The sequence below is a fragment of the Gordonia sp. DT218 genome (assembly GCF_049847105.1).
Classification (GTDB): domain Bacteria; phylum Actinomycetota; class Actinomycetes; order Mycobacteriales; family Mycobacteriaceae; genus Gordonia.
Genome location: NZ_JBNCNS010000003.1, coordinates 220,444 through 245,683, shown reverse-complemented (window position 1 = coordinate 245,683; position 25,240 = coordinate 220,444). Strand labels below are relative to the sequence as shown.

General features: G+C 66.5%; 24 protein-coding genes. 9 read left to right on the top strand and 15 right to left on the bottom strand.

The features are described from left to right. Positions 1–51 precede the first annotated feature (51 nt). Positions 52–1,734, top strand: coding sequence for an acyl-CoA dehydrogenase family protein (locus ACPXCG_RS12630; protein WP_425792317.1), 1,683 nt, complete (start codon positions 52–54; stop codon positions 1,732–1,734). Between the two features lie 114 nt (positions 1,735–1,848). Next, the gene (locus ACPXCG_RS12625) at positions 1,849–2,283 is read left to right on the top strand and encodes a DUF1330 domain-containing protein (RefSeq protein ID WP_425792316.1); all 435 of its coding nucleotides are present in this window, start codon (positions 1,849–1,851) and stop codon (positions 2,281–2,283) included. Between the two features lie 91 nt (positions 2,284–2,374). On the opposite strand, the gene ACPXCG_RS12620 is transcribed toward ACPXCG_RS12625, so the two are convergent. Continuing rightward, the gene (locus ACPXCG_RS12620) at positions 2,375–3,772 is read right to left on the bottom strand and encodes an FAD-binding oxidoreductase (RefSeq protein ID WP_425792814.1); all 1,398 of its coding nucleotides are present in this window, start codon (positions 3,770–3,772) and stop codon (positions 2,375–2,377) included. Between the two features lie 49 nt (positions 3,773–3,821). Between ACPXCG_RS12620 and ACPXCG_RS12615 the strand changes: the two genes are divergently transcribed. Beyond that, positions 3,822–4,760: a serine/threonine-protein kinase gene (locus tag ACPXCG_RS12615; protein ID WP_425792315.1), complete on the top strand. Its 939-nt coding sequence runs from the start codon at positions 3,822–3,824 to the stop codon at positions 4,758–4,760. A gap of 47 nt (positions 4,761–4,807) precedes the next feature. Here ACPXCG_RS12615 and ACPXCG_RS12610 read toward each other — a convergent pair whose 3' ends face one another. Then, positions 4,808–5,935: an amidohydrolase family protein gene (locus ACPXCG_RS12610; protein ID WP_425792314.1), complete on the bottom strand. Its 1,128-nt coding sequence runs from the start codon at positions 5,933–5,935 to the stop codon at positions 4,808–4,810. Between the two features lie 135 nt (positions 5,936–6,070). Between ACPXCG_RS12610 and ACPXCG_RS12605 the strand changes: the two genes are divergently transcribed. Further along, entirely contained in the window at positions 6,071–7,222 is a 1,152-nt protein-coding gene (locus tag ACPXCG_RS12605; protein WP_425792313.1) for an FAD-binding oxidoreductase, read from the top strand. Positions 7,223–7,255: 33 nt separating this feature from the next. On the opposite strand, the gene ACPXCG_RS12600 is transcribed toward ACPXCG_RS12605, so the two are convergent. The 5 genes from ACPXCG_RS12600 to dnaK form a co-directional block, all read right to left on the bottom strand. Continuing rightward, positions 7,256–8,395, bottom strand: coding sequence for a hypothetical protein (locus ACPXCG_RS12600; protein ID WP_425792312.1), 1,140 nt, complete (start codon positions 8,393–8,395; stop codon positions 7,256–7,258). Positions 8,396–8,458: 63 nt separating this feature from the next. Continuing rightward, positions 8,459–8,854 carry a heat shock protein transcriptional repressor HspR gene (locus ACPXCG_RS12595; RefSeq protein WP_425792311.1) on the bottom strand — a complete coding sequence of 132 codons (396 nt, stop codon included), beginning with the start codon at positions 8,852–8,854 and terminating at the stop codon, positions 8,459–8,461. Positions 8,855–8,856: 2 nt separating this feature from the next. Further along, on the bottom strand, positions 8,857–10,056 hold the full coding sequence (gene dnaJ, locus ACPXCG_RS12590; protein ID WP_425792310.1) for a molecular chaperone DnaJ: 1,200 nt from the start codon (positions 10,054–10,056) through the stop codon (positions 8,857–8,859). 196 nt (positions 10,057–10,252) lie between these two features. Continuing rightward, entirely contained in the window at positions 10,253–10,960 is a 708-nt protein-coding gene (gene grpE / locus ACPXCG_RS12585) for a nucleotide exchange factor GrpE (protein WP_425792309.1), read from the bottom strand. Further along, a complete protein-coding gene (gene dnaK / locus ACPXCG_RS12580) occupies positions 10,957–12,813 on the bottom strand; it encodes a molecular chaperone DnaK (RefSeq protein WP_425792308.1) in 1,857 nt (618 codons plus the stop codon). The genes grpE and dnaK overlap by 4 nt, the downstream gene beginning before the upstream one ends. A 400-nt stretch (positions 12,814–13,213) precedes the next feature. Between dnaK and ACPXCG_RS12575 the strand changes: the two genes are divergently transcribed. Then, entirely contained in the window at positions 13,214–13,783 is a 570-nt protein-coding gene (locus ACPXCG_RS12575) for a TetR/AcrR family transcriptional regulator (RefSeq protein ID WP_425792307.1), read from the top strand. A 118-nt stretch (positions 13,784–13,901) separates the two neighbouring features. Here the strand turns inward: ACPXCG_RS12575 and lon are convergent, their stop codons facing one another. Together lon and ACPXCG_RS12565 are read right to left on the bottom strand one after the other, a co-directional pair. Further along, entirely contained in the window at positions 13,902–16,229 is a 2,328-nt protein-coding gene (gene lon, locus ACPXCG_RS12570; RefSeq protein WP_425792306.1) for an endopeptidase La, read from the bottom strand. Between the two features lie 106 nt (positions 16,230–16,335). Then, complete coding sequence (locus tag ACPXCG_RS12565) at positions 16,336–16,911, bottom strand: hypothetical protein (protein WP_425792305.1); 576 nt, start codon at positions 16,909–16,911, stop codon at positions 16,336–16,338. Positions 16,912–17,051: 140 nt separating this feature from the next. Between ACPXCG_RS12565 and ACPXCG_RS12560 the strand changes: the two genes are divergently transcribed. From ACPXCG_RS12560 to ACPXCG_RS12550, 3 genes are all read left to right on the top strand, one after another. After that, positions 17,052–18,563 (top strand): MFS transporter, encoded by a 1,512-nt coding sequence (locus ACPXCG_RS12560; RefSeq protein ID WP_425792304.1) that lies wholly within the window; start codon positions 17,052–17,054, stop codon positions 18,561–18,563. 285 nt (positions 18,564–18,848) lie between these two features. Beyond that, positions 18,849–19,496: a cutinase family protein gene (locus tag ACPXCG_RS12555; protein ID WP_425792303.1), complete on the top strand. Its 648-nt coding sequence runs from the start codon at positions 18,849–18,851 to the stop codon at positions 19,494–19,496. Between the two features lie 94 nt (positions 19,497–19,590). After that, positions 19,591–20,193 carry a dihydrofolate reductase family protein gene (locus ACPXCG_RS12550; protein WP_425792302.1) on the top strand — a complete coding sequence of 201 codons (603 nt, stop codon included), beginning with the start codon at positions 19,591–19,593 and terminating at the stop codon, positions 20,191–20,193. On the opposite strand, the gene ACPXCG_RS12545 is transcribed toward ACPXCG_RS12550, so the two are convergent. The 3 genes from ACPXCG_RS12545 to ACPXCG_RS12535 all read right to left on the bottom strand — a co-directional run bounded on the left by ACPXCG_RS12545 (position 20,165) and on the right by ACPXCG_RS12535 (position 21,993). Then, the gene (locus tag ACPXCG_RS12545) at positions 20,165–20,815 is read right to left on the bottom strand and encodes a dihydrofolate reductase family protein (protein ID WP_425792301.1); all 651 of its coding nucleotides are present in this window, start codon (positions 20,813–20,815) and stop codon (positions 20,165–20,167) included. The genes ACPXCG_RS12550 and ACPXCG_RS12545 overlap by 29 nt on opposite strands. A 71-nt stretch (positions 20,816–20,886) precedes the next feature. Further along, entirely contained in the window at positions 20,887–21,312 is a 426-nt protein-coding gene (locus tag ACPXCG_RS12540) for a hypothetical protein (RefSeq protein ID WP_425792300.1), read from the bottom strand. A 96-nt stretch (positions 21,313–21,408) separates the two neighbouring features. Then, a complete protein-coding gene (locus ACPXCG_RS12535; protein WP_425792299.1) occupies positions 21,409–21,993 on the bottom strand; it encodes a TetR/AcrR family transcriptional regulator in 585 nt (194 codons plus the stop codon). Between the two features lie 64 nt (positions 21,994–22,057). Between ACPXCG_RS12535 and ACPXCG_RS12530 the strand changes: the two genes are divergently transcribed. After that, positions 22,058–22,828: an SDR family NAD(P)-dependent oxidoreductase gene (locus ACPXCG_RS12530; protein ID WP_425792298.1), complete on the top strand. Its 771-nt coding sequence runs from the start codon at positions 22,058–22,060 to the stop codon at positions 22,826–22,828. Between the two features lie 40 nt (positions 22,829–22,868). On the opposite strand, the gene ACPXCG_RS12525 is transcribed toward ACPXCG_RS12530, so the two are convergent. The 3 genes from ACPXCG_RS12525 to ACPXCG_RS12515 all read right to left on the bottom strand — a co-directional run bounded on the left by ACPXCG_RS12525 (position 22,869) and on the right by ACPXCG_RS12515 (position 25,240). Next, positions 22,869–23,357: a DinB family protein gene (locus tag ACPXCG_RS12525; RefSeq protein ID WP_425792297.1), complete on the bottom strand. Its 489-nt coding sequence runs from the start codon at positions 23,355–23,357 to the stop codon at positions 22,869–22,871. Positions 23,358–23,414: 57 nt separating this feature from the next. Beyond that, complete coding sequence (locus ACPXCG_RS12520) at positions 23,415–24,026, bottom strand: glyoxalase (RefSeq protein WP_425792296.1); 612 nt, start codon at positions 24,024–24,026, stop codon at positions 23,415–23,417. A gap of 77 nt (positions 24,027–24,103) precedes the next feature. Next, complete coding sequence (locus ACPXCG_RS12515; RefSeq protein ID WP_425792813.1) at positions 24,104–25,240, bottom strand: epoxide hydrolase family protein; 1,137 nt, start codon at positions 25,238–25,240, stop codon at positions 24,104–24,106.

Here is a 25,240-nt window from a genome sequence, read left to right as displayed (position 1 = left end):
CACCGGGATGACTTCGCGGCTACTCGACCAGCGAGATGAGAAGGAAACACGATGACGCAGTCCGACACCCACATCACACCGCAGCCCCACGTCACGCACACGGTGCTCAACCAGTCCGCACCCCGTCGCGACATCAACGAATATGAACTCAACACCGTTCTCCGTGAGGCTGTTCAACGCCACGACGGCGGATGGGCCGACGACGAGCTGCGCGAGATCGGCGCCCTGGTCGGCAGCGAACAGTTCCAGCACGACGCCCACCTGGCCAACACGATCACGCCGGAACTGCACACCCACGATCGGTGGGGCAACCGGATCGACGAGGTCGAGTACCACCCCGCGTACCACCGGATCATCTCCGCGTCGATCGCCCACGGCTCGCACACCCGCTGCTGGGCCGACCCGCAGCTCGGCTCCCATGTGGTGCGGGCCGCCGGATTCATGATGTTCGGTCAGATCGAGCCGGGCCACGCCTGCCCGGTGTCGATGACCCACGCGGTCATCCCCTCGCTGGAGCTGCAACCCGACGTCGCCGCGCAGTGGGTTCCGAAGGCCTTGTCCCGCAGCTACTCCCCCGATCTCTCCGCCGATAAGTCGTCGGCGATCTTTGGGATGTCGATGACCGAGAAGCAGGGCGGCTCCGATGTCCGCGCCAACACCACGGTCGCCAAGCCGGTGGCAGGCGGCGGTCCCGGCGCCGAGTATCTGCTCACGGGACACAAGTGGTTCTGTTCGGCCCCGATGTCCGATGCGTTCCTGGTGCTCGCGCAAGCAGAAGGCCCGGCAGGAGAAGGTCTGTCCTGCTTCCTGCTGCCCCGGGTACTTCCGGACGGCACCCGCAACGTCTTCCGAATCCAGCGGTTGAAGAACAAGCTCGGCAACAAGTCGAACGCGTCGTCGGAGATCGAGCTCGACGGCACCGTCGCGGTGATGATCGGGGAACCCGGTCGCGGCGTGCGCACCATCATCGAGATGGTCGCGCAGACCCGCCTGGACTGCGTCCTCGGCAGTGCGTCCGGCATGCGGCAATCCGTCGCCGAGGCGGTCTGGCATGCCCGCCACCGCGCCGCGTTCGGTGCGACGCTCGCCGATCAGCCTGCGATGGCCGCCGTACTCGCCGACCTGTCGCTGGAATCCGAGGCCGCGACGGTCACCGCGATCCGTCTGGCCCGCGCCCACGACGAGGACGCCAACGATCAGGAGCGCGCCTTCCGGCGACTGGCCACCGCGGTCGCCAAGTACTGGATCTGCAAGCGCGGCCCGCACCACTCATACGAGGCGCTGGAGTGCCTGGGCGGCAACGGTTACACCGAGGATTTCCCACTGGCGATGCGGTACCGCGAACAGCCTGTGATGGCCGTCTGGGAGGGGTCGGGCAACGTGATCGCGCTGGACGTGCTGCGCGCGATGACCCGTGAGCCCGAGTCAGTGGCCGCCTTCGATGCCGAGGTCTCCCTGGCCCGCGGATCGAACCGGATACTCGATGTCCATCTCGACGGCCTTCGCGATCACCTCGGTGAGCTCGCCCGCCTCGACGCGGCATCGGCACAACGGCGCGCCCGTTCCGTGGTGGAATCGATGGCCCTTGCCCTCGAAGCGTCTCTGCTCGTACGGTTCTCACCGGCACCGGTTGGCGACGCGTTCATCGCGGCCCGCCTCGGCGAGGACCGCAACTTCGAATACGGCGCGCTGCCGGACAGCGCCGACCTGTCCGCGATCCTCGAAAGGCACTGACCCGCGACCATTCTCGCTCACCGATCTCGTTCCCGCTCATCCCGCAGGATGCGCGGGACCGGAATGGGTGAGCGGGAACGCCGACCGAAACCACCCGACCCACGGAGGCGTCCCATGAGCACCGAACTCCCACCCACCGACCGCCGCGCCGTCGACCCACGCAAGGGCCAGTTCGGGCAGCTGTCCGAGCTACCGGCCGACCAACCCGTCACCATGCTCAACCTGCTCCGGTTCCGCGATGTCGCCGACTATTCGCAGGCCGACGACCTCGCGCCCGCACAGCCGATCTCCGGCGCCGAGGCCTACCGTCTGTACACCAAGGCGGCCACGGCACACCTCGACAAGACCGGCGCGGAGGTGGTGCTGCACGGCGATTGTGGACCCACCGTGATCGGTCCCGACGACGAGCGCTGGGATTCGATCCTGGTGGTCCGCTACCCCAACCCGAACGCGTTCCGGCAGATGGTCACCACTCCTGACTACCAATTCATCGCTCGCCATCGCACCGCGGCGATCGCGGACTCGCGGCTGATCGCGACGTCCGCGTAGCCTTCCCGATTCCCGCTCACCGATTCCGTTCCCGCGCACCCGGCAGGATGAGCGGGAACGGAATGGCTGAGCGGGACCTGTCCCTGAGCGACTACAGCATCACTCCGGGATTCAACAGGCCCTGGGGATCGAGCGCACGTTTGATGGTCGCGGTGAGGTCCATGACGTCAGGGCCGACCTGATCCGGTAGCCAGTTCTTCTTGAGCCTACCGACGCCGTGTTCGCCCGTGATGGTGCCACCGAGGGAGATCGCCAGATCCATGATCTGGCCGAAGGCCTGCTGCGCGCGGGCGGCCTCGTCGGTGTCTGCCGGGTCGAAGACGATCAGCGGATGCGTGTTGCCGTCGCCGGCATGAGCGATCACCGAGATCAGCACGCGGTTGTCGGCGGCGATCGTTCCAACGCCGTCGATCAACGCGGGTAACTGCGGGAGCGGCACCCCGACATCCTCGAGCAGAAGCGACCCGATCTTCTCGACGGCGGGAATCGCGGCACGACGGGCCGCGGTGAAGGCCTCGCCCTCCTGCGGGTCGTCGGTGGCGAACACCTCGCTTGCGCCGTGAACTTCGAACGCCTGCGAGATGATCTCCACCTCGGCTGCTCCGGCCGGCCCCGGAGCATCCGACTGGGCCACCAGAAGCGCGCCGGCCTCCCGGTCCAGCCCCATCCGCAGCATGTCCTCCACGGCGTTGATGGAGACCGAGTCCATGAACTCGAGCATCGCCGGCCGGATCTGCGACGTGATCGCCAGGACTGCCTGGCTGGCCTCGTGGACCGACGCGAAGGTTCCCACGACGGTGGAGGCCGGCGCCTGCGGCGGCAGCAGGCGCAGGGTGACCTCGGTGATGATGCCGAGCAGCCCTTCGCTGCCGACGAACAGTTTGGTCAGTGACAGTCCGGCGGAGTCCTTCAGCTGCATGCCGCCGAGCCGCACCGCGCGACCATCGGCGAGCACCACCTCGAGGCCGAGCACGTAGTCGGTGGTCACGCCGTATTTCACACAGCACAGACCACCGGCATTGGTGGCGACGTTCCCGCCGATCGAGCAGATCTCAAACGACGACGGGTCCGGCGGATACCAGAGACCGTTGGCCGCGGCGGCCGCCTTCACCTCGGAGTTGAACAGCCCCGGCTGTACCACCGCGGTCCGCGTCGCGGTGTCCACGGCGAGCTCGCGCATCTTTTCCGTCGAGATCATCACCGCCTCGTCGACCGCTGTCGAACCGCCGGACAAGCTGGTCCCGGCCCCGCGGGTGATGAGAGGGATGCCGTGCTCACCACACCAGCGCACCGCGATCTGCACCTGCTCGGTGGTCGTCGGGCGGATCAGTGCCATCGGCGTCCCGGCCTGCGGATCCTGCGCACGATCCTGCCGATATGCAGCGAGGATGTCGAGGTCGGTGACCACCATGCCGATCGGCAGCGCGGCGACGAGGGAGTCCGTGGCAACCGTTCGGGCGCCTGGACCGGACGAGGCGGGCTCGGTCATTCGGGTCATGTGTCAACCATAGGTCCGACGACGCGGCAGAATGAGCTGGGTGAGCGACTTTACGGTGCTGGGGGCCGGCGACTTGGTGGCCGGCTACACCATCGATGCGCTCCTCGGCAGCGGCAGCAGCGCCGAGGTATACCGTGCACACCGCGATGGTGACACCGATCCGGTCGCACTCAAGGTGCTTCACACCGGGCCCAACGACCGGCAACGGGTTCGCGAACGGTTCGATCGCGAGTTCACCATCGCATCTCGGCTGCAGCACGCCCACATCGTCAAGATGTACGCACGCGGGGAGATGGATCCGCTCCCGGTGGACGACAAGCACACTGCCCCAGGTGTTCTGTGGATGGCGATGGAGTACATCGGCGGGGTGTCGGCCGGCGATCTGATCGCCCATCGCCCCGCCGAGCCCGACATCACGACGATCGCGAAGATCGGCGCGCAGATCGCCGAGGCACTCGATTTCGCCCACGCCCGCGAGGTTCTGCACCGAGATGTCAAGCCCGCCAACATCATGGTTTCAGCACCTTCCGACGATGTCCATGCGGTCCTCACGGATTTCGGTATCGCCCAGTTGCTCGACGACGCCCGGCCGCTTGCGCGTAACGGCCGAGTCCAAGGATCGATCGCCTATGCCTCGCCGGAATTACTCACCGCTCAACGTCTCTCACCGGCGACAGATCAATACGCGTTGGCCGCCAGCCTGTTCGAACTACTGACCGGCGATCCACCCTTCCAGCGAGCGACGGCTTTTGCCATCACTCACGCTCACCTGCACGATCCGGTCCCACCGCTGACCAGAGCTCGCCCCTGGCTGCCCTCGGCGCTCGACTCGGTGTTCACCAAGGCGCTGGCGAAGGACCCTTGCAAGCGGTACGAGTCGTGCAGCGAGTTCACCGACATCGTGAAACGAGCGCTGCGAGATATCCCGGTGCCGGCCGGAGCCCCGCAGCGGCGCTGGCCGTGGCGTCGAACTTTGTAGTAGAAATCCGCGGGTACCGCGGGTTTATGCTACAAAATCGGCGGGCGCTACCCGATCCCGTAGACCCGCATCGCGTTGTCACGGAAGACCTTCCGCAACACGTAGTCCCCGCCCTGGGGCTCGAGCAGATCGATGAGTGCACCGATCACCATGTCGAGTGCGGTGTTGGGCTTGTCGATCGGGAAGTTTGAGCCGAAGATCAACCGGTCGGGGCCGAAATGTCCGAAGACGTGTTCGACCAGGGGGCCGACCATCTCCGCGAGGGTGCCGCGGCTCCCGATGTTGCCCCACCGCTCCCGGCCGTAGCCCAGGACCGGCAGCCCGAGACCGGACAGCTTGACCACCACGTTGGGACACGCTGCCAGCGTGGTCATCCGCTCCCGCCACAGGCGCAGGATGTCGGCTCGGGCGCCGGCGGTCGCGCCGGTCCGCGCACCGACCGGACCGAACACCCCGACCGGCGTCCCGAGATGGTCGACCACGATGGTCGCCTCCGGATACTCCCGCGCGAGCGTCACCACGTCGTACAGCTGGTGCGAATAGACAAACGCGTCGAACACGAGGCCACGTTCGGCGACCTCGGCGAATCCGCGGAGGAACGACGTCGAGGCGAGAATCCCGTCAGCGTCAGCGCCGTTACGGATCCGTGGATCGGGGTGCCGGGTGGTGATCCAGCGGACCCCACGCAGGCGGTCGGTGAGCGCCGCGTGCTCGTCGAGCAATTCCGCGAACATCTCGGCGCGCGGATCGGCGTGCGCCACGATGGCGCCCAACTCGGGCGACTGGCCGACCCCGAACGGGAGCTTGGTGACGTACCGGGTCTCATCCACGGCCGAACGCCCCGCCGGAGTGTCGGTCCGGCCAACGGTGCCGTCGCGGCGCCAATGCGACTCCATGTGCACAACCGTCTCGACCCGGACCCCGGCGACGGTGCGGACGGCCGCCGCATCGGCCAGATACTGCAGGGGTTCGTACACCCGGGCCACGGTGCTCGGTGTGAGCACGTACTCCCGGTCGGCCTGCGACACCACCATCGGAAAAATACGATCACCGAAGGCGGGAAGGAAACTGTAGAGCCGCGACAGTCGATTGGCCGCCCAGGGCGTGCTCCGCGGATTCCACTGGTGCAGATGGGCATCGACTATGCCCGGCACCACGCCATCGAGCGAGCTCACATCACTGAGCCTGCCACACACTGCGCGAACCCGACATCGAATGATGGATCATCAGTCCTCGTCGAACGACCGCTAGGGTGATTAGTCTTGGGCGGGAAAATCCGCGGTACCGGTACAGGGAGGTGACCCCACGACGTGCCCAGCCACTCACGGCATACGCTCCATCACCTACGCACGGTGATCGGGCGCGATCCCGATCGATTCTCCGCAAACGTCTACACCAGGATGTTTGCCATCGATCCCGACCTCCGCGAGCTCTTTCCTGCGGTGATGGCGGGACAGCGGGATGCGTTCTATCACGTCATCGACCACGTCCTCGACGTGGTGCCACGCGAGGACGGACACGACGAACTGATCGAGTTCCTTGCACAACTCGGTCGGGACCATCGCAAGTTCGGCGTGCGGCCCGAGCATTACGGCATCATCTATCAGGCTTTGATCGCCGAGTTCGCATCGGTGCTCGGCGACTACTGGGACGACGAATCCGCGCAGACCGTGACGCAGGCGATGATGCTGACCACGGGTGTCATGCGTGGTGCGGCCGAGACGGCCCCGCATCCCGCGTTGTGGTCGGCCGAGGTGGTGGAGAAGTTCCGGATCACCCGTGACCTGGCGGTGGTTCGCCTGATCACCAAGGCACCGTTGCGCTTCGTCGTCGGGCAGTACCTGGAGGTGCAGATCCCGCAGCGACCTCGGATGTGGCGGAACCTGTCCCCTGCCATTCCGCCGAACCCCGCCGGTGAACTGGAATTCCATGTGCGCGCGGTGGCCGGTGGAACGGTCAGTTCTGCGATCGTCGGGGAGACCCGGAGCGGTGACACCTGGTATTTCGCGCAAGGCCACGGAACTTTACATGTCGAGCGTGATCAAAAGGTGCTCATGGTGGCGGGCGGCACCGGTCTCGCGCCGCTGCGGGCGCTGCTCATCGAGATGTCGAAGCGAGCGGACTCGCCGCCGACGCACATCTTCTACGGGATGCGTCATCCCGGTGAGCACTACGACCTTGCCGTGCTGCGCCGCATCGCCGGCACCAATCCGTGGCTGACCGTCACCGCCGTGTCGGAGGAGACCAGCGACCCGTGGTGGATCACCTCGACGGCGACGCCGGAAGCCCTCGGCATCGAGCACATCATCGGCACGCTGGGAGATGCGGTGGCCCAGACCGGTCCCTGGGATGACCGTCAGGTCCTCATCGCGGGTTCAGCCCAGATGATCGAGGCGACGCGGCGGCGGCTGCTGATCGCGGGCGTCCCGGCGAGCCGGATTCAACACGATCCGGTGACCTGAGCGCGGTCATCCGCGCCGCCGACCCGGGTCCGTTCACCGGCTGGGCTTGTCCTTCGTGTGCTTCGAAGCCCGTGGCGCCCACTTGTTCGCGGAGGCCTCGCCACCACCGCCGAACCTGGTCTCGGTCGTGGTCTCGGTCTCGGTCTCCGTCTCGGTGACCGTGGCCGGGTCCGACGCCGACTCCGTCTCGGTGGTCGTTTTGGTGACCGTCTCCCGATCCCGGGTCACCGTCGAGGTCTCGACGGCGGTCTGGGTCTCCGTGGTCGGCTGCGCCGTCGAGGTGACGGTGATGGTCGAGGGCGCAGCAGTCACCGTCGTCGTGGTCGGCGCCTTCTCCTCGGTTGCGTCGACGCCCGCGAAGACCGCCGACGCTGCGATCGCACCGAGCACCAGGGCACCGGCCATCGCTGCGCCGATCAGCCACCAACGGCGATTCGACGAACCGCGCGGCACCGCTCCGGGCCGCAACGCCAGGATCGCAGCGCCCACCGCGGAGGACAAGGCCGGCTGGTCGGCAGCGGCCACCGGGCGAGCCAATGCGTAACCCAATGCAGCTACCGCACCGGGCACGTCGGCGCCCGGTCCGGTGCACAGCACCGACGTCACCGACGATCCGCCGGGCGCCGCGATCACGGCCTCTGCGACCGAGGTGGCGTGTGCCGGATCGGTCACGGGTCCTGGCGAACCGTAGGCGAACTCCGCGGTCCCGAGCACCTCGCCGGTCGCCGAGTCCAGCGTCACCACGGACGAGCCCGGCGACGGGACGGCGGTCCGATCCAGATCGACGACGGCGATGATGCCGCGGACGCCGGCTGCGCCCCGCGCAACCTCGGCGAGCGCGGCGGGCATGTCGGTGACCGCGACCTTCTCGTACCAACCCGGACGTGACGTCCCGGGCGAGAGGTTCGCCTGCAGATAGCTCTGGGTGGCCGGTCGCGCACACGCGATGCCGATCCGGTCGATGTCGTACGGCACGGAGTCGACCAGCTCATGGATGGCGGTCTGCGCGCTCTGCGCCGAAGGGTCGGAGAGATCGACCAGATTGCTCGCGACGATCTCGCCGTCGGCACCGCGCACGACCGAGACGATCTGGTCTTCGATGACGGAGATGCCGAGCACCGAGCCGGCCGAGATCGAGCTGCCCTGGGTGCGGGTGCTCTGCGTCTCGGCCATGGTCCTGTCCTGTCTCCGGCGACGTTGTCGGGAGTCAGGGTAGCGGGTGGTTCCCGACGGCGATCAGTCGGCTTTGCGCTTGCGACGCGGCTGCCATACCACCAGTGCGCTGGTGCGCGGGACCGGCACGAGCTCGCCGCTGCGGCGGTGCGGAATGTTGTCCACCTCGGTCTGGAGTTCGCGCACCCGCTGTTGCAGAGCGTCGACCTGATTGCTCAGATCGATGATCCGCTTGATTCCTGCGAGGTTGACGCCCTCCTCCTGGGAGAGCCGTTGGATCTCGCGGAGCAAGTCGACGTCGCGCGCCGAGTACCGCCGCCCGCCGCCGCTGGTGCGCTGGGGTGTGACGAGACCGAGCCGGTCGTAGGTGCGCAACGTCTGAGCGTGCATGCCGGCGAGTTCGGCGGCAACCGAGATCATGAAGGTCGCGCCGCCCTCACTCTCGAACTTGCCGGCCATCATCATCGCCCCCACCCGGCGCGCGGATCGAAGCCGCCGGCCTTCTCGGCCTCGGCGTAGCGACGCATGGCCTCGGCGGCCGCGTCGTCGAGCTTGGGTGGCACCGCGACCTTCACGGTGACCAGGAGATCGCCTGCCCCACCGGAACGCTTCGGCACGCCTCGACCACGGACGCGGAGTGTGCGGCCGTCGGTCGTGTTGGCCGGGATCTTCACCCCGACCGTCCCGTCGAGTGTCGGCACGGACACCGTGGCGCCCAGGACCAGCTCCGAGATGCTCACGGGCAGTTGGACCTTGAGGTCATTACCGCTTCGGGTGAAGACCTTGTCCGAACGTACATGGACGACGACGTACAGGTCTCCCGACGGCGCGCCGCGAGGACCCGCCTCGCCTTGGCCCGCGAGCCGAATACGCTGTCCGTCTTCCACGCCCGCGGGAATGCGGACGTTGATGGTCCGCGCACGAACCCTCACGCCGGAGCCGTCGCAGTCGGTGCAGGGGTCGTCGATACGTGACCCGGTGCCCTGGCAATCCTGGCAGGGTTCGCTGAATCCGAACGCTCCCTGATTACGGCTGACGAATCCGGAACCGTTGCAGTTCGGGCAGACTCGTGGGCTCGTGCCGGGCTTTGCCCCGCTGCCGTGACACGTGGTGCACGGCGCCGGGCTGGTCACCCGGAGCGGGACAGTGGTGCCCTGCGCGGCATCCTTGAAGGTCAGCGTGGTCTCGGTCTCGAGGTCGTTGCCACGCTTGGGACGCGTCGCCGTCGACGACCGCGGCCCGCGATTGAACAGTCCCTCGAAGAGGTCGCCGAATCCGCCGGCCGAGTCGGCCGTACCGCCGCCGTTGCCGAACAGGTCGCCGATGTTGAAGTCGGCGCCACCCGTCGTCGTCGTATAGGTTGTGCCGCCGCCCGGGAAGCCGCCGGGGAAGCCGTTGCCGCCGCCACGGAATCGCCCACCGGCGAACATCGCGCGGGTCTCGTCGTACTCTTTGCGCTTCTCGGCGTCGGACAGCACGCTGTGGGCTTCGGACACCCGCTTGAAGCGCTCCTCGGCCGCCGTGTCACCCGGGTTCGCATCCGGGTGCAGCTCGCGTGCGAGCTTGCGGTAGGCCTTCTTGATCTCTTCAGCCGAAGCGTCAGAAGCAACGCCCAGGTCCTTGTAGAAGTCGTGTTCCAACCACTCACGTTGTGGAGCCACCAGACGTCACCTCCTTCGTTGTCTCAGTTGTCTGGATGTAGTTGTCTTCGCTGTCGCTCCGCTCCCCGAGGTGCGAGGGGCCGCCTCTCCGTTCCCTGAGGTGCGAGCGAAGCGAGCCACGAAGGGGCCTGCCGCAGCCGCCCCTTCGTGGCTCGTCGCTACGCTCCTCGCACCTCAGGGAGCGAGGACGGTTGCCTTATTGTGCACCAGTTTCTTCGTTTTCCGGCACTGCTCCGACCGTGCTGCCGTCGGGGGTCCCGTCGACCGGATCGGTGACCGTCACCATCGCGGTGCGGATCACCCGCTCGCCGAGACGGTACCCACCGCGATACACCGAACCGATGACCGGATGGGCACCCTCGCCCTCGTGCTGGACCGCCTCGTGGAGTTCCGGATCGAACGCGTCGCCGGACTCTCCGAACTTGATCAGCCCTTCGGCACCCAGCGCAGCGCTGAGCTTGTCGGCCATGGTCCGCATGGGTCCGTCTTCGAGGTCGCCGTGCGCACGGGCGCGGTCGAGATCGTCGAGGATCGGGAGCAGCTTCTCGATCAGCACCTGCTTGCCGTAGGCGACCGATCCCTGCTTCTCGTCTGCGGCACGTCGCCGGAAGTTGGCGAACTGCGCGCGTTCACGCTGCAGATCGGTGGTCAACTCGGCGATACGCGCATCGACCTGATCGGCCGCCGCGTCCGCGTCGGTTTCCGCTGACTGGTCGGATTGCTCGTCTGCTGCCGGCTCGGCGTCCGCCGGGCCCGGTCCGGCGCCCGCCGCGTCGCGCACCTCGCCCGTCTCGGGGTCGATGCGTCGACGGTCGGACACCGTGACCGGCTCGTCGGGTCCATTGGGCCCGCTCGCTCCGCTCCCGGCACCCGGATACGTGCCTGCCGGCTCGCCAGCGGTCACTTGTTGTCCCCGGAGTTCGACGGCTCGTCGACAACCTCGGCGTCCACGACGTCGTTGTCGCCGCCGGCGGCCTCACCTTCGGCTGCCTCACCGTTGGGCGACTCCGCAGCCGAGGCGGCATAGATCGCCTGTCCCATCTCCTGGGACTCGGCCGAGAGCTTCTCGACGGCCGACTTGATCGCTGCGAGGTCGGTGCCCTTGAGGGACTCGTTCGCCTCCGCGATGGCCGCCTCGACCTTGTCCTTCACCTCGCCGGGGACCTTGTCCTCGTTCTCCTTGAGGAATTTCTCGGTCTGATTGACCAGCGACTCGGCCTGGTTGCGGGTTTCCGCCTCCTCGCGACGCGTCCGGTCCTCGTCGGCGTGCGCCTCGGCATCCTTGATCATCCGGTCGATCTCGTCCTTGCTCAGGCCCGAGCCCTCCTGGATGCGGATGCTGTTCTCCTTGCCGGTGCCCTTGTCCTTCGCGGTGACGTGCACGATGCCGTTGGCGTCGATGTCGAAGGTCACCTCGATCTGCGGGACACCCTGCGGTGCCGGGGCGATACCGCCGAGCTCGAACGAACCGAGCAGCTTGTTGTGCGAGGCGATCTCGCGCTCACCCTGATAGACCTGGATCTGCACGGACGGCTGATTGTCCTCTGCCGTCGTGTAGGTCTCCGACCTCTTGGTCGGGATGGTGGTGTTGCGCTCGATCAGCTTGTGCATCACGCCGCCCTTGGTCTCGATGCCGAGGCTCAGCGGGGTCACGTCGAGCAGCAGCACGTCCTTGACCTCGCCGCGCAGCACGCCGGCCTGCAGGGCCGCGCCGACCGCGACGACCTCATCGGGGTTGACGCCCTTGTTGGGCTCCTGACCACCGGTGAGCTCCTTGACCAGCTCGGTCACGGCAGGCATACGGGTCGAGCCGCCCACCAGGACAACGTGATCGATGTCGCCGACGGCAATGCCGGCGTCCTTGATGACGGCCTGGAAAGGCGACCGGGTCCGCTCCAGTAGGTCCGAGGTGATCTTCTGGAACTCGCTGCGGCTCAACTGCTCGTCGAGGAACAGCGGGTTCTTCTCGGCGTCGACGGTGATGTACGGCAGGTTGATCGACGTGCTCTGCGAAGCAGACAGTTCGATCTTGGCCTTCTCGGCGGCCTCACGCAGCCGCTGCATGGCCATCTTGTCCTTGGTCAGGTCGATGCCGTTCTGGCTCTTGAACTTGTCGACGAGCCAGTCGACGATGCGCTGATCCCAGTCGTCGCCACCGAGGAGGTTGTCGCCCGAGGTCGCACGGACCTCGACCACACCGTCGCCGATCTCCAGCAGCGAGACGTCGAACGTGCCGCCACCGAGGTCGAAGACGAGGATGGTCTGTTCCTTCTCGCCCTTGTCGAGACCGTAGGCCAGTGCGGCAGCGGTCGGCTCGTTGACGATGCGCAGCACGTTGAGGCCGGCGATCTGGCCGGCTTCCTTGGTGGCCTGACGCTGCGAGTCGTTGAAGTAGGCGGGGACGGTGATCACCGCGTCGGTGACGTCCTCGCCGAGGTAGGACTCGGCGTCGCGCTTCAGCTTCATGAGCGTGCGCGCGCTGATCTCCTGGGGGGTGTACTGCTTGTCGTCGACACCGACGGTCCAGTCACCCTCGCCCATGTGGCGTTTGACCGAACGGATGGTGCGATCAACGTTGGTGACCGCCTGATTCTTCGCCGGCTGCCCGACCAGCACCTCGCCGTTGCGCGCGAATGCGACCACCGACGGGGTCGTCCGGGAGCCTTCGGCGTTGGCGATGACAGCGGCTTCGCCGCCTTCGAGCACGGAGACCACCGAGTTGGTGGTGCCGAGGTCGATTCCAACTGCACGAGACATGTGTTCTCCTCCTGGTTCATGGGTTGCACCCAAGTACGTGGCCGGGCCCGAGCCGTTTACTGCACGAACCGCGGATGTTTCGTCGAGACCCGCGTCGGAACCCGAACTTCAGTGCATCCGACTCATGTCCTACTGAACAAACAAGCCGGAGTCAACCTGGGTTGAGCCTACATGACTCAGGTCTCTCGATTTTTTCAACGGACCCACCTGGCGGATTGTTCCCGGATCGGCCAAGAAAGTTGAGCGAGGTTGACTCAATGTGGGGAGGATCTCCCTGCCCGTACCCCATGGTTTGGTACGGCACCGAATACACTCATGCGGCCGGGCGCACGCTCACGCCCCGGCGATTGCGGGCGTGACCTGGGAAATGATGGAGGCGGCGTGACCACGGATCTCGTTGATGGCTGACCGGCGCAAACTTTTCGGCGAGGCCGCACTCGAGGTCATCTCGACCGGAGGACTCCGTGCCCTCACCCATCGCTCGGTGGACGAGGCGGCCGGACTGCCGCTGGGTTCGGTGAACTACTACGCGCCGACCCGGGCCAGACTCGAGGCGTTGGCGCTGACCGAGGCGTACGAGCAGATGTACGCGATCGCCATCCGTACTTTCGGGCCGATCCTGGAGACCGACGTTCCGTCCACCGATCTCGTCCTCGACTGCACCACCGATTTCGTCACAGCGATGTCGGCGGAGACGGGTCTCGTCGCCGCCCGCCATGCGCTCCTCGTCGAGTCCCAGTTCGACGACGTCCTGCGCGAACAGGTGACGACCAATCGCACCGCCTTTGTCGCGTTCACCGAACCGTTTGTGCGATCGAAGGCGCCGAAAAGCCCGGCACGAACGGCCGAACTCATCGTGGCCCTGGTCGAAGGGCTGATCCAACAGCAGACGCTCGTTGCGACAACCAATTTCCACCGCCCGATGATCCGCGCCGCGATCGCACGGATCTTCGGGTTCGCCGGAGGTTGAGCCGTCCGTCAGCGATATGACTGCGGCGTGAGCGCACCGCGGCGACAATTATTGTCGTCACGGCTCGCCCACGCCGCGGTCGTATTCGGATTCCGATCGGTCGGCGGGCACGCGACCGTCAGGCGGCCGAGACCGCCAATTCCTCGACCGGTTCGAGCGCCTGCGTGATGATGTCGGCGACATCGACCATCGGCTTCACCTCGAGCGCCTCGAGGACCTCGGCCGGGACGTCGTCGAGGTCGGGCTCGTTGCGCTGCGGGATGAAGACGGTCCGCAGTCCATTGCGTTGTGCGGCAAGCAGTTTCTGCTTTACACCGCCGATCGGCAGCACCCGTCCGTTCAGCGTGACCTCGCCGGTCATGCCCACCTCGGCACGGACCTTGCGGCCCGTCGCCATCGACACCAGCGCCGTCACCATCGTGACGCCGGCGCTCGGACCGTCCTTGGGCACCGCACCCGCGGGCACGTGCACGTGGATGGATTTGTCGAGCGCTGCCGGGTCGACACCGAGTTGCTCGGCGTGTGCTCGCACGTACGAAAGTGCGATCTGTGCCGACTCTTTCATCACATCGCCCAGTTGACCGGTCAGCTTGAGACCCGCCTCACCGTCGGTGCCGTTGACCTCGATGAACAGGACGTCGCCGCCCATGCCGGTGACTGCCAGACCGGTGGCCACGCCCGGCACCGCCGTACGCTCCTCCGATTCGGGAGTGAAGCGCGCTCGACCGATGTACTCCCTGAGGTCGGACTCCCCGATCTCGATCGGCGCCTGCGCCTTGCCGGATTCGAGGTTGGTCGCAGCCTTGCGGAGCAACTTGGCGAGCAGCCGTTCGAACTGTCGCACACCGGGCTCCCGGGTGTAGTTCGCGGCGATCTCGCGCAGTGCTTCGTCGGCGACGGTCACCTCGGCGTCGGTCAGGGCCGCACGCTCGGCCTGCCTCGGCAGCAAGAAGTCACGCGCGATCGCGACCTTGTCGTCCTCGGTGTAGCCGTCGATGGTCACCAGTTCCATCCGGTCCAGCAGCGCCGACGGGATGTTCTCCACCACGTTTGCGGTGGCCAAGAACAGGACGTCGGAGAGGTCGAGATCCAGATCGAGGTAGTGATCACGGAAGGTGTGGTTCTGCGCGGGGTCCAGAACCTCGAGCAGCGCCGCCGCGGGGTCGCCGCGGTAGTCCGAGCCGACCTTGTCGATCTCGTCCAGCAGCACAACCGGATTCATCGATCCGGCCTCGCCGATGGCCCGCACGATGCGGCCGGGCAGAGCGCCGACGTAGGTGCGCCGGTGACCGCGGATCTCCGCCTCGTCACGCACGCCGCCGAGGGCGACGCGGACGAACTTGCGACCGAGAGCACGGGCGACCGATTCACCCAGCGACGTCTTGCCGACGCCGGGAGGGCCGGCCAGCACCATCACGGCACCCGACCCGCGACCGCCGACGACCTGCAGGCCACGCTCGGCACGCCGAGCCCGAACAGCCAGATATTCGACGATGCGATCCTTCACGTCGACCAGACCGTGGTGATCGGCGTCGAGGATCTCGCGGGCACCCTTGATGTCGGTAGAGTCCTCGGTCCGCTCGCTCCACGGGAGGTCGAGCACGGTGTCGAGCCAGGTCCGGATCCAGCCGGTCTCCGGCGACTGATCGCTGGCACGTTCGAGCTTGCCGACCTCACGCAAGGCGGCTTCACGCACCTTGTCGGGAAGATCGGCGGCTTCGACGCGACCGCGATAGTCGTCGGCACCTTCGGGCTCGTCCTCACCGAGTTCCTTGCGGATGGCGGCGAGTTGCTGGCGCAGCAGGAATTCCTTCTGCTGCTTCTCCATACCGTTGCGGACGTCGTCCGCGATCTTGTCGCTGACCTCGGTCTCGGCGATGTGCTCGCCGGTCCAGTCGATGAGCAGCGTGAGTCGCTCGGCGATGTCGGGGGTCTCCAGCAGCTGACGCTTCTGGATGTCGGTCAGCCACGACGAGTAGCCCGAGGTGTCCGCCAGTGCGGACGGGTCCGACATCTTGTTGACGCCGTCGATGATCTGCCACGCCTCCCGGCGCTGCAGCATCGCCAGCACGAGCGTCTTGTACTCGGCCGCCAGCGCCTTCACGTCGTCGGTGATCTCGGGGTCGTCGATCTCGGTGACCTCGACCCACAGCGCGTTGCCGTGGCCGGGCGCACCGGTGCCGATCTGGGCCCGGGACTCACCCTTCACCACCGCGGCGGTCTGCCCGCCGGGCATGCGCCCGACCTGCACGATCGACGCGATCACGCCGTAGCTGGGATACCGGTCGTCGAGTCGCGGCGCGACCAGGAGCTTGCCGGATTCGCTGGCCCGGGCCGCGTCCACGGTCGCCTGGGCGGCGTCGTCGAGTGGAATCGGAACCACCATGCCCGGCAGGACGACGAGGTCCGGAACGAACAGAACGGGCACTGAATATGTCTGTGACATTCATCCTCCAAAGTTCAGTCTGACCGACTCAACCCTGGTGGCGGAATGTTTGTTCCCGGGGATATTTCGCCAGGAGCGGATCGGTTGGCTGCGGGCCTTTCGCGGCTCAGCGCTCCTGCACATCGAGGTCGAGTTCGACAAGGAGACCGATCTCCCCGTGAATGATGACGTCGACCTCCGGAGATCCGAAGAGCAGCGCTTGTTTGTCGAACCGTCGCGGTGCCACCTCGACGTCTCGATAACGGTGGGGTTCTCCCGGCATCAGCTCCCACCGGTCGCCGGCTGGGGCGTGGTATGGGATCGACACCACCTGCATCCGGGCGACCCGGCCCCGGACCACGCTGTCGGGGTTGTAGGACAGCCGGTACCAGTGACACAGACGGCCGGTCAGGGTGACTGGCCCGCTGCGTGGGCGATCGCCGCGCCAGGACGCCCGCCAACCGTCGCCGTAGAGGTCACCGGTCCAGTACCGGTGCTCATCCGACGAATCCAGGGCCCTCTCAAAACCCGGGGTGGGGTCCAGGTCGAGAACACCGTCAACCGTCATCGCCTCGCGCGATGGTTCGAATGTCTCTGTGAACTCGAGCACCACAGCGACGATCGAGCCGATCCGCGGAGGGACCATCGCGCCATCGTCGATGAGCAGCCCATCGATCAGAACAGTGAGCGTACGGCGGCTCATGCGCCTTTCTGTCGACTCGACATTGACAGAATTTAGCACCACAGCGGAGGTTGAACTCGAACAATTTGGACAAACCACCCAAACTGCCGGAGACGCTTGAAGTTTCACCGCCGACCACGTCGACTGCCTACCCTGGAAAGATGTCCGAATCCGGAGTTGCCGACGGCAGGACCTCACCTATTCAGTGGGCGCACGCTCACGTGGTGGAACGTCATCTGCGCTCGCTGGGCGCGTTGATCCGCCGGAAACCGCCACTGACCGAAGAGTCCATCACCGTCGTGGACCAGCCGATGCTCAAGCGAGCCATTGCCGCAGCCGCACTGGGCAACACGATGGAGTGGTTCGATTTCGGCGTGTACGGCTATCTCGCCGCCACCCTCGGAAAGGTCTTCTACCCCGACGCTTCGTCGAGCGCCCAATTGCTGGCCACCTTCGCGACGTTCGCGGCAGCCTTCATCGTGCGGCCGCTCGGCGGGTTCTTCTTCGGCCCGCTCGGCGACCGGGTGGGCCGGCAGAAAGTCCTGGCGGTCACGATGATCATGATGGCTGCCGGCACCTTCGCCGTAGGCCTCATCCCGTCCTATGCCTCGATCGGCATCTGGGCGCCGATTCTGCTGCTCGCGGCTCGCATGGTGCAGGGCTTTTCCACCGGCGGCGAGTATGGCGGGGCCACCACATTCATCGCCGAGTACTCGCCGGATCGCCGCCGTGGATTTCTGGGCAGTTGGCTCGATTTCGGGACGTTCATCGGGTATTCGCTCGGTTCATTCCTCGTCACCGTCCTCAACGCTTGGCTCGGCGACGACACGATGACCTCGTGGGGCTGGCGCATCCCGTTCTTCATCGCCGGCCCGATGGGTTTGATCGGGCTGTATCTACGTCTGCGCCTGGAGGACACACCGGCCTTCCGGAAACAACTCGACGAGCACGACGCCCAGGTCAAGAGGGCCGAGAGCGCCGGCCGTGAGATCGGCGCCATCTTCGTGCGGTTCTGGCGACCGCTGCTGGTCTGCATCGGACTGGTGATCCTCTACAACGTCACCAACTACATGATCACCGCATACCTGCCGACCTACTTCACCGACGTCGTCGGGCGCAGCCAACTCAGTTCCGATCTGCTGGTGTTGCTTTCGATGCTCGTGGTGGTGGCGCTGATCGTGATGCTGGGCCGCCTCACCGACTACATCGGACGACGACCCGTCTTCGCCTTCGGCGCCGTCCTCCAGATCATCGTCGCAGTACCATGTTTTGTTCTGTTCGGAATGGACACACTCTGGGCGCCGATCGTCGCATGCGTCGTATTCGGTGCGATTCTGGCGTGTTTCGCCGCGCCGACCGCCTCGACGCTGCCCGCGCTCTTCCCGACGACGGTGCGCTACGGAGCGCTGTCGATCGGCTTCAACATCGCGGTGTCCGCGTTCGGCGGCACCACGCCACTGGTCGCCTCGACACTGGTCAGCGCCACCGGAAACCATCTGGTACCGGGCTTCTACCTCATCGCGAGCGGGCTGGTGGGGCTCGTCGCGGTGGTGTTCCTGCGTGAGTCGGCGCGGCAACCACTGACCGGTTCGCCACCTCAGGTCGACTCACCGGCCGAGGCTGCTCGCACCTACGCTGCGGCACGCAAATCGGCTACTGCGGTGAGCGCCTGACCCTCCGCGGTCTACTGGGCACTCCCCCACGGTCGAGTGACGATCTCCTCGACCGAAAGCCGTGACCGCCGCGCCCGCGCAGTATCGCGGCCGCCATTCGAGTCAACCAGCCCGAACAACTCCCGGAAAACAGGTGGACATCCGACCCATCCGAACGCCATCCACGTCCGAACAATGTGCATGAACCTTGAATCCCACAGTTCAACCAGTGCTCTGTCCAGCGTCGGCGCCCGATTGACCGTGTCGTTTCTCTGTTTGTTCGCGGCTGTCGCCGGCGGGGTGGTGATGAACGCTCCTAAGGCATCGGCCGCCACCTGCTCCGACGTCGCGGTCGTCTTTGCCCGCGGCACGGCCGAACCGGCGCCACCGATCGGATTGACCGGTCAGTCGTTCGTGGGGGCACTCCGATCGCAACTGCCGGGCAAGTCGGTGGCCGCCCAGGGTGTGAAATACCCCGCGAGCAGCGATTTCAACAATCGCCCGAAGTTCGTCAAGACCGTGGCGGACGGCGTGAAGGAAGCCCAGAACGAGGTGAAGACCATCGCCGCCACCTGCCCGAAGACCCGGATCGTCCTCGGCGGATATTCGCAGGGAGCCGTGGTCGCCGGTTACGCGACGAGCGGCAAGATCACGATCGCCGATCGCTACCGTCAGTACGAATCACAGGTGCCCGCCCCGCTGCCCGCCAAGGTGGCGAGCCATGTCGCGGCCGTGGTGCTCTTCGCACCGCCTTCGGACCGGTTCATCAGCGACATCGGCGCACCGCGGATTCGCGTCGGCGCCTCGTACGAGCCCAAGACGGTCCGATACTGCATTCCCGGTGACACCATCTGCAACGGCGCACCGGTGGGACAGCCCAACGCGCTGCACGTGCTGTACACCGTCAACGGCATGCCGCTGGATGCCGCCCACTACGTGGTCGGACGGCTGTAGAGCCTCACCGTCGAACGTTTCTCGCCCACTCCGATGAGTTCCTCGGTCGCGCCTGGTCACAACTGTTGACCGGCGCGACCGAGGAGGCCCCACCATGGGAAAAGTCATCACGCACATGACGATGTCGCTCGACGGCTTCATCGCCGACCCGAACGACGATCCGGGCGAGCTGTTCGCCTGGTACGACGCCGGCGAGACGGCGGTGCCCAGCGCCAACGAGGACATCGGGTTCCACGTCGACGATGCCGACGCGGACGTCCTCGGCGAGTTGACCGGCAACGCCGGCGCGCTCGTGTCGGGTCGACACCTCTTCGACATCACCGATGGCTGGGGCGACCATCATCCGGTCGGGGTCCCGGTCGTCGTCGTCACTCATCATCCGCCGGAGGACGCCACGGCACGGTGGCCGAACACCACCTTCGTCGACAACGTCGCCGCCGCCGTCTCACGTGCACGAGAGATCGCGGGTGCCGGCGATGTGATCATCGCCAGCCCGACGATCATCCAACAGGCTCTCGACCTCGATCTGGTGGACGAGATCTGCGTCAGCCTCGTACCGGTGCTCTTCGGCGAGGGGATCCGCTACTTCGGCCCGCTGGCGAACGGCCACCGGCTCCTCGCGGACCCGACGGTCGTCCCCGGTCGCCGCGCCACCCACCTGCGTTATGTCACCGCCGCCAGAACAGGTGATGCGTGACTGCACCGCCAGGACTCGGCACGACGTCGCAGTGATAGCGATCGAGCAGCTCGTCGGGTGACTCCCAGAGTCGCACCCCGGACCCGAGCTCGACCTCGTCGGACACCGCCACGTGCAAGGTGTCGACCAGACCGGCGTCGAGGAACTCCCGCACGGTGGTCGCGCCGCCGCCGAGCCGCACATCCTTACCGTCGGCGGCCGCCTTCGCCTTGTCGAGGGCCGTCGCCGGGTCGTCGTCGATGAAATGGAACGTCGTATCCGACAAGGTGAACGACGGCCGCAGGTGATGGGTCAGGACGAACACCGGCGTGTGGAACGGCGGCTCGTCGCCCCACCAACCGAGCCAGTCATGGTCTTTCCACGGCCCGCGATGTGGGCTGAACTTGTGGCTGCCCATGATCTCGGCACCGATGTTGTGGGAGAAGTCGCGGGTCAGGTAGTCGTCGAGCCCACGGCTGCCGCCGGAGTCGGTGCGATTGGGCCAACTCGCGGTCGCGCCCGCCCACGACATCAGCGACGCCGGATCGGCATGACCGAACGGCCGTTCGAGGCTCTGTCCGTCACCGGCCCCGAAGCCGTCGCGCGACACGGTGAAGTTCTGCACTTTCAGTAGCTGACCCATTCGACAATCCTGCACTCTCGACGTTGCTGACGATGGTCAGACTGCAAGAGCCGGGAGAAATCATCGGCCCGTCACGAGTTCCCTCGCCGCCGCTCGTCGTGGTCCGGCGACGCAGGCCGCGCGAGGGGGTGGTCGGTGGTCTCGAGAAAATCCAGCAACTCGAGAACACTGTCGCGCCGATCCGGCGGGAGCCGAGCGATCGCCACGGCCATCATCCACAGATCGTGGTCGACCTCGAGCCGCGCGGTCCGGATCTCGTCGCCGGAGGCCGGCGTCTCGCCGGCTTCCGCGAAATACTCCGGAGTGACGCCGAACCCGGCGGCGATGGCGATGACGATCTCTACCGATGGATGCACCATATGACCTGACCGGACGGCCGACAGAGTGCCGACGTCGAGGCCGTGGCCCCGCTCGCGAGCGCGCCCCACCACTTCCGCAGCCGTCAGGTCCGGCCAGAACTCGAAGAGCGCGTCGATGCGGTCAGGGATCACCGACACTGCCCACCCCCATCGAAGAATTCCCCTCGTCGAATTCCAGCGTGAGGCCAGCAAATCATAGACAGCGGCGTTTAACATCATCGGGGTTGCATCACCTCACTCGGGCCGCAGGTGCGCGAACAGGACGTCGAGCACGGCTTCGAGGTGAGCCGTGTCCCCCGTCGTCCGGAGAACCGTCACCCCTCCCTGGATACCGGCGATCAATGCGGCCGCGAGACCATCGGCGTCCACACCCGGGCGAGCGATCCCACTCGACTGAAGTGCGGTGATCCCCTGTCGCACTTGCCTTTGCCATCGCTGGAGCAACGCCGTCGCCACATCGGCAGCGCCCGGTGCCGCGCCCACCTGACTCATCAGGGCGGCGAGTGGGCAGTGCGGCCCCTGCGCCCGATACCGCGCGACGAGCACCTCCCGCCAGCGCTCCCACGCCTCCCAGGTGTCCAGGGTGCCCAGATACGGTTGCTGGTCCTCCAGCACCCGGTCCGCCTCGTGCCGGGCGACCTCCAACCACAGCTCCTCCTTCCCGCCCGGGAAGTAATGGAAGAGTTGACTCTTGCTGGTCCCGGTGACCGTGCGCACGTCGTCGAGGGTGACGCCGCCGGGGTCGCCCTGCCGCAGGTACGCGGCCGTCTCCTCGACGATCCGTTTGCGGGTCGCCCGCCCCTTCGTCGTCAATGCCACGTGACCCAGCCTACGACGTTTTTGGACTTGCCGGTCCAGAAATACCCGCCTACCGTCGGCGGACATGCAGCGACTCGACGGCAGGACCGCACTGATCACCGGCTCGACCAGCAACATCGGCCGTGCCATCGCCTATCGCTTCGCCGATGAAGGAGCGCATGTCGTCGTTTCCGGTCGAGACCCCGACCGTGGCCGGTCGGTCGTCGAGCACATCCGCGACCGGGGAGGCCGCGCCGATTTTGTCCGGGCGGACCTCGACGGCAGTTCGTCCGCGAGTGCAACACTCGCCCGCGAGGCCGTATCCGCGGCCGGCGGTCGACTCGACATCCTCGTGAACAACGCGGGGATCTTTCCCTCCTCCACCACCAGAACCGTCGACGACGACACCTTTGATCGGGTGTACGGCGTCAATGTGAAGGCGCCGTTCTTCCTCGTGCGAGCGCTCGTACCGACGATGTCCGCCTCCGGGGGCGGCGTCATCGTCAATCTCGGGAGTTGGGTGGCCAGGCTCGGTATCGGTTCGGGAGCCCTCTATGCGTCGAGCAAGGGCGCACTCGAAACCCTCACGCGGGCATGGTCTGCGGAGTTCCGTGCAGACAACATCCGGGTCAACGCGGTCTCGCCCGGCGTCATCCGCACGCCCGATCTCGACTCCGACGCCGTATATCCCGGGGAGGCCTTGATGATCGGTACGCCTGCCGGCCGCGCGGGCCACCCCGACGCGATCGCGGCCGCGGCGGCCTACCTGGCATCCGACGACGCGGAGTTCGTCCATGGCACCGTCGTCGACGTCGACGGCGGACGTGTCGGCGTCGCGGTCGTCACCGGGAGCTGAAATACCCGGCGTGGGTTTCTCGGCGAGCCGCCACGAAGGTTCATGTCGGTGCGGCCTCGGCGGTGATGAGTTCGACCAGGATGTCGGCGTGCCCGGCGTGGCGAGCGATCTCTTCGATCATGTGCAGCATGAGCCACCGAACGCTCACGTCCGCACCGTGCGAGTTCTGAAAGGTGTCGGACATGTCGTACGAGGACACGATCTCGCGCGATTCCGCGGCGGCGCTCCGGAACTCGTCGACGACGTCGTCGAGCGACCGGCCGTCGGGGATGGCAAAGCTCGCCTCCCCCGGGGTGGCCGGTCCGCTGCAGTCCTCTTTCGCCCGTCCGTCCAGGATGTGCTGAAACCAGAAACGTTCCGCCGCCGCACCGTGTCTGAGGAGGCCGATCGGCGTTGTCGCCGACGGCACGAGTCGCGACCGCGATGACGCGTCCGAGAGTCGGACGACGGACTCGATCAACGCCTCCCGATTGCGGTCGACCATGTTCTCCAGCAGGGCTCGTTCATCTCCGCTGATGATGCGTTCCATCGACTGATCCACTTCGCCGGGGTACGTGACGGCGACCAGCCTAATGCCCTCCCGGACCTACTGGGCCGGCTCCCACACGAAGCCATCGGGGTCGGTGAACGACGCACCGGAGCTGCCCACCAGCAGCCGATGCGACCCACTGCCCTCCGCATCCACCCCGGCATCCTTGGCCGCGGCGCGCCGTCCGTAGAGTGCCAGCTTCACCGAATCGGGCTCGCTTGCGAACTCGACATACTTGCGGCCGAAGCTCTTCGCGACGTCGAGTCCCTGCTCGACGTAGAACTTCTTGCTCGCGGCCACGTCGTCGGCGCCGATGAGGAGCACGATGTCGTCGAGCTGGCGGGCCGGGGCACCGGACGCCTTCTTGTTCGACGTCGCGACCTTCCAGATGGTGCCGTCCGGCGCCTGCACCACGCCGCCGTAGCCCCAGAAGGACTTCTTGGCGGGCTTGATCTCGGTGGCACCTGCGCCGAGAGCAGGCATGATCAGCGAATCGACGACGCCGGGATCGGCGACGACGAGGGACAGGACGAATCCCCGGAAGCCGGCGGTCGGCTGTTCGGCCGTCCGGAAACGGAGTCGATCGCCCAGCCCGAAGGCTTTGTCGTAGAAGGTCTCCGCGGCGGCGGTGTCAGGAACGTCGAGGGTGATGGCGGTGATTGTTGTCATGCGTATGACGTTAGGCCCGAACGTTCCGTAAGACTTCTCGATTCCTGCTCGATCACGCCGAGCGGTGTGCAGCCTCGTCAGTCTGCGAATCCGCTGCGGAACGGTCGAAAGAAGTCCCGGAGTTCCTGCGCGTACAGCTCGGGCTGTTCGAACGGCGCGAAATGCCCGCCGTGTTCCGGCTCCGTCACGCTGACGACATTCGCTGTTCGTTCGAGCCAGGCCCGCGGCGGTTTGAGCACGTCACCGCCGAACAGTGAGAAGCCCGACGGCACGTCCACATGTCGGGTGTACTGATCGAGCGGGATCACCGCATTGGCGTGGTACATCCGCATCGACGATCCGATACTGCCGGTCACCCAGTACTGGGTGAGCAGGGTGAGGATCTCGTCCTTCGTGAACACCGTCTCGAGGTCACCGTTGCAGTCGCTCCATGCACGCAGCTTCTCGACGATCCACGCCGCGAGGCCGGCCGGCGAGTCGGTGAGACCGACCGCGGCGGTGACCGGCTTGGTGCTGTGCATCGCCGCATATGCACCTTCGGTGCGCGCCCACACCGTCCCCGTCTCGATCCACGCGCGTTCGGTGTCGTCGAGTTCTTCCGGGTCTCCCCAGTACTTGGGCAATCCGGCATCCATACGATGCACGGCGACGACACGTTCGGGTTGGTCGAGTGCGAGAAACCTGCTGACCTGACTCCCCATGTCGCCACCGGCGGTACCGAACGTGTCATATCCGAGCTCGGTCATCAGTTCCGCCCACAGCATGGCCACCGCGATCGAATCGTACGCGTGGGCCGGGTGATCGGAATATCCGAAACCGGGCATGTCGGGCACGATCACGTCGAAGGCATCGGCGGGGTCGCCACCGTGCGCCCCGGGGTTACTCAGCAGCGGAATCACCTTGAGGTAGCGCCAGAACGAGTCCGGCCAGCCGTGGTTGAGCAGCAGGGGCATCACGGGTCCGGCGCGGTCCGGCGCGCGGGCGTGGACGACATGTATCCCGAGGCCGCCGACCTCGACTCGCAGATGCGGGAGTCGTTCGATCTCGGATTCCTGTGCCGGCCAGTCGAATTGGTCCGCCCAGTAGCCGATCAGCTTACGTAGGTAGTCGACATCGGCCCCCAGGGACCAACCGGCGGGAGAGTCCGGCCAGCGGGTTGCCCTCAGACGCATTCGGAGATCCTCGATGACCTGCGGATCCGTTCGCAGCGACAT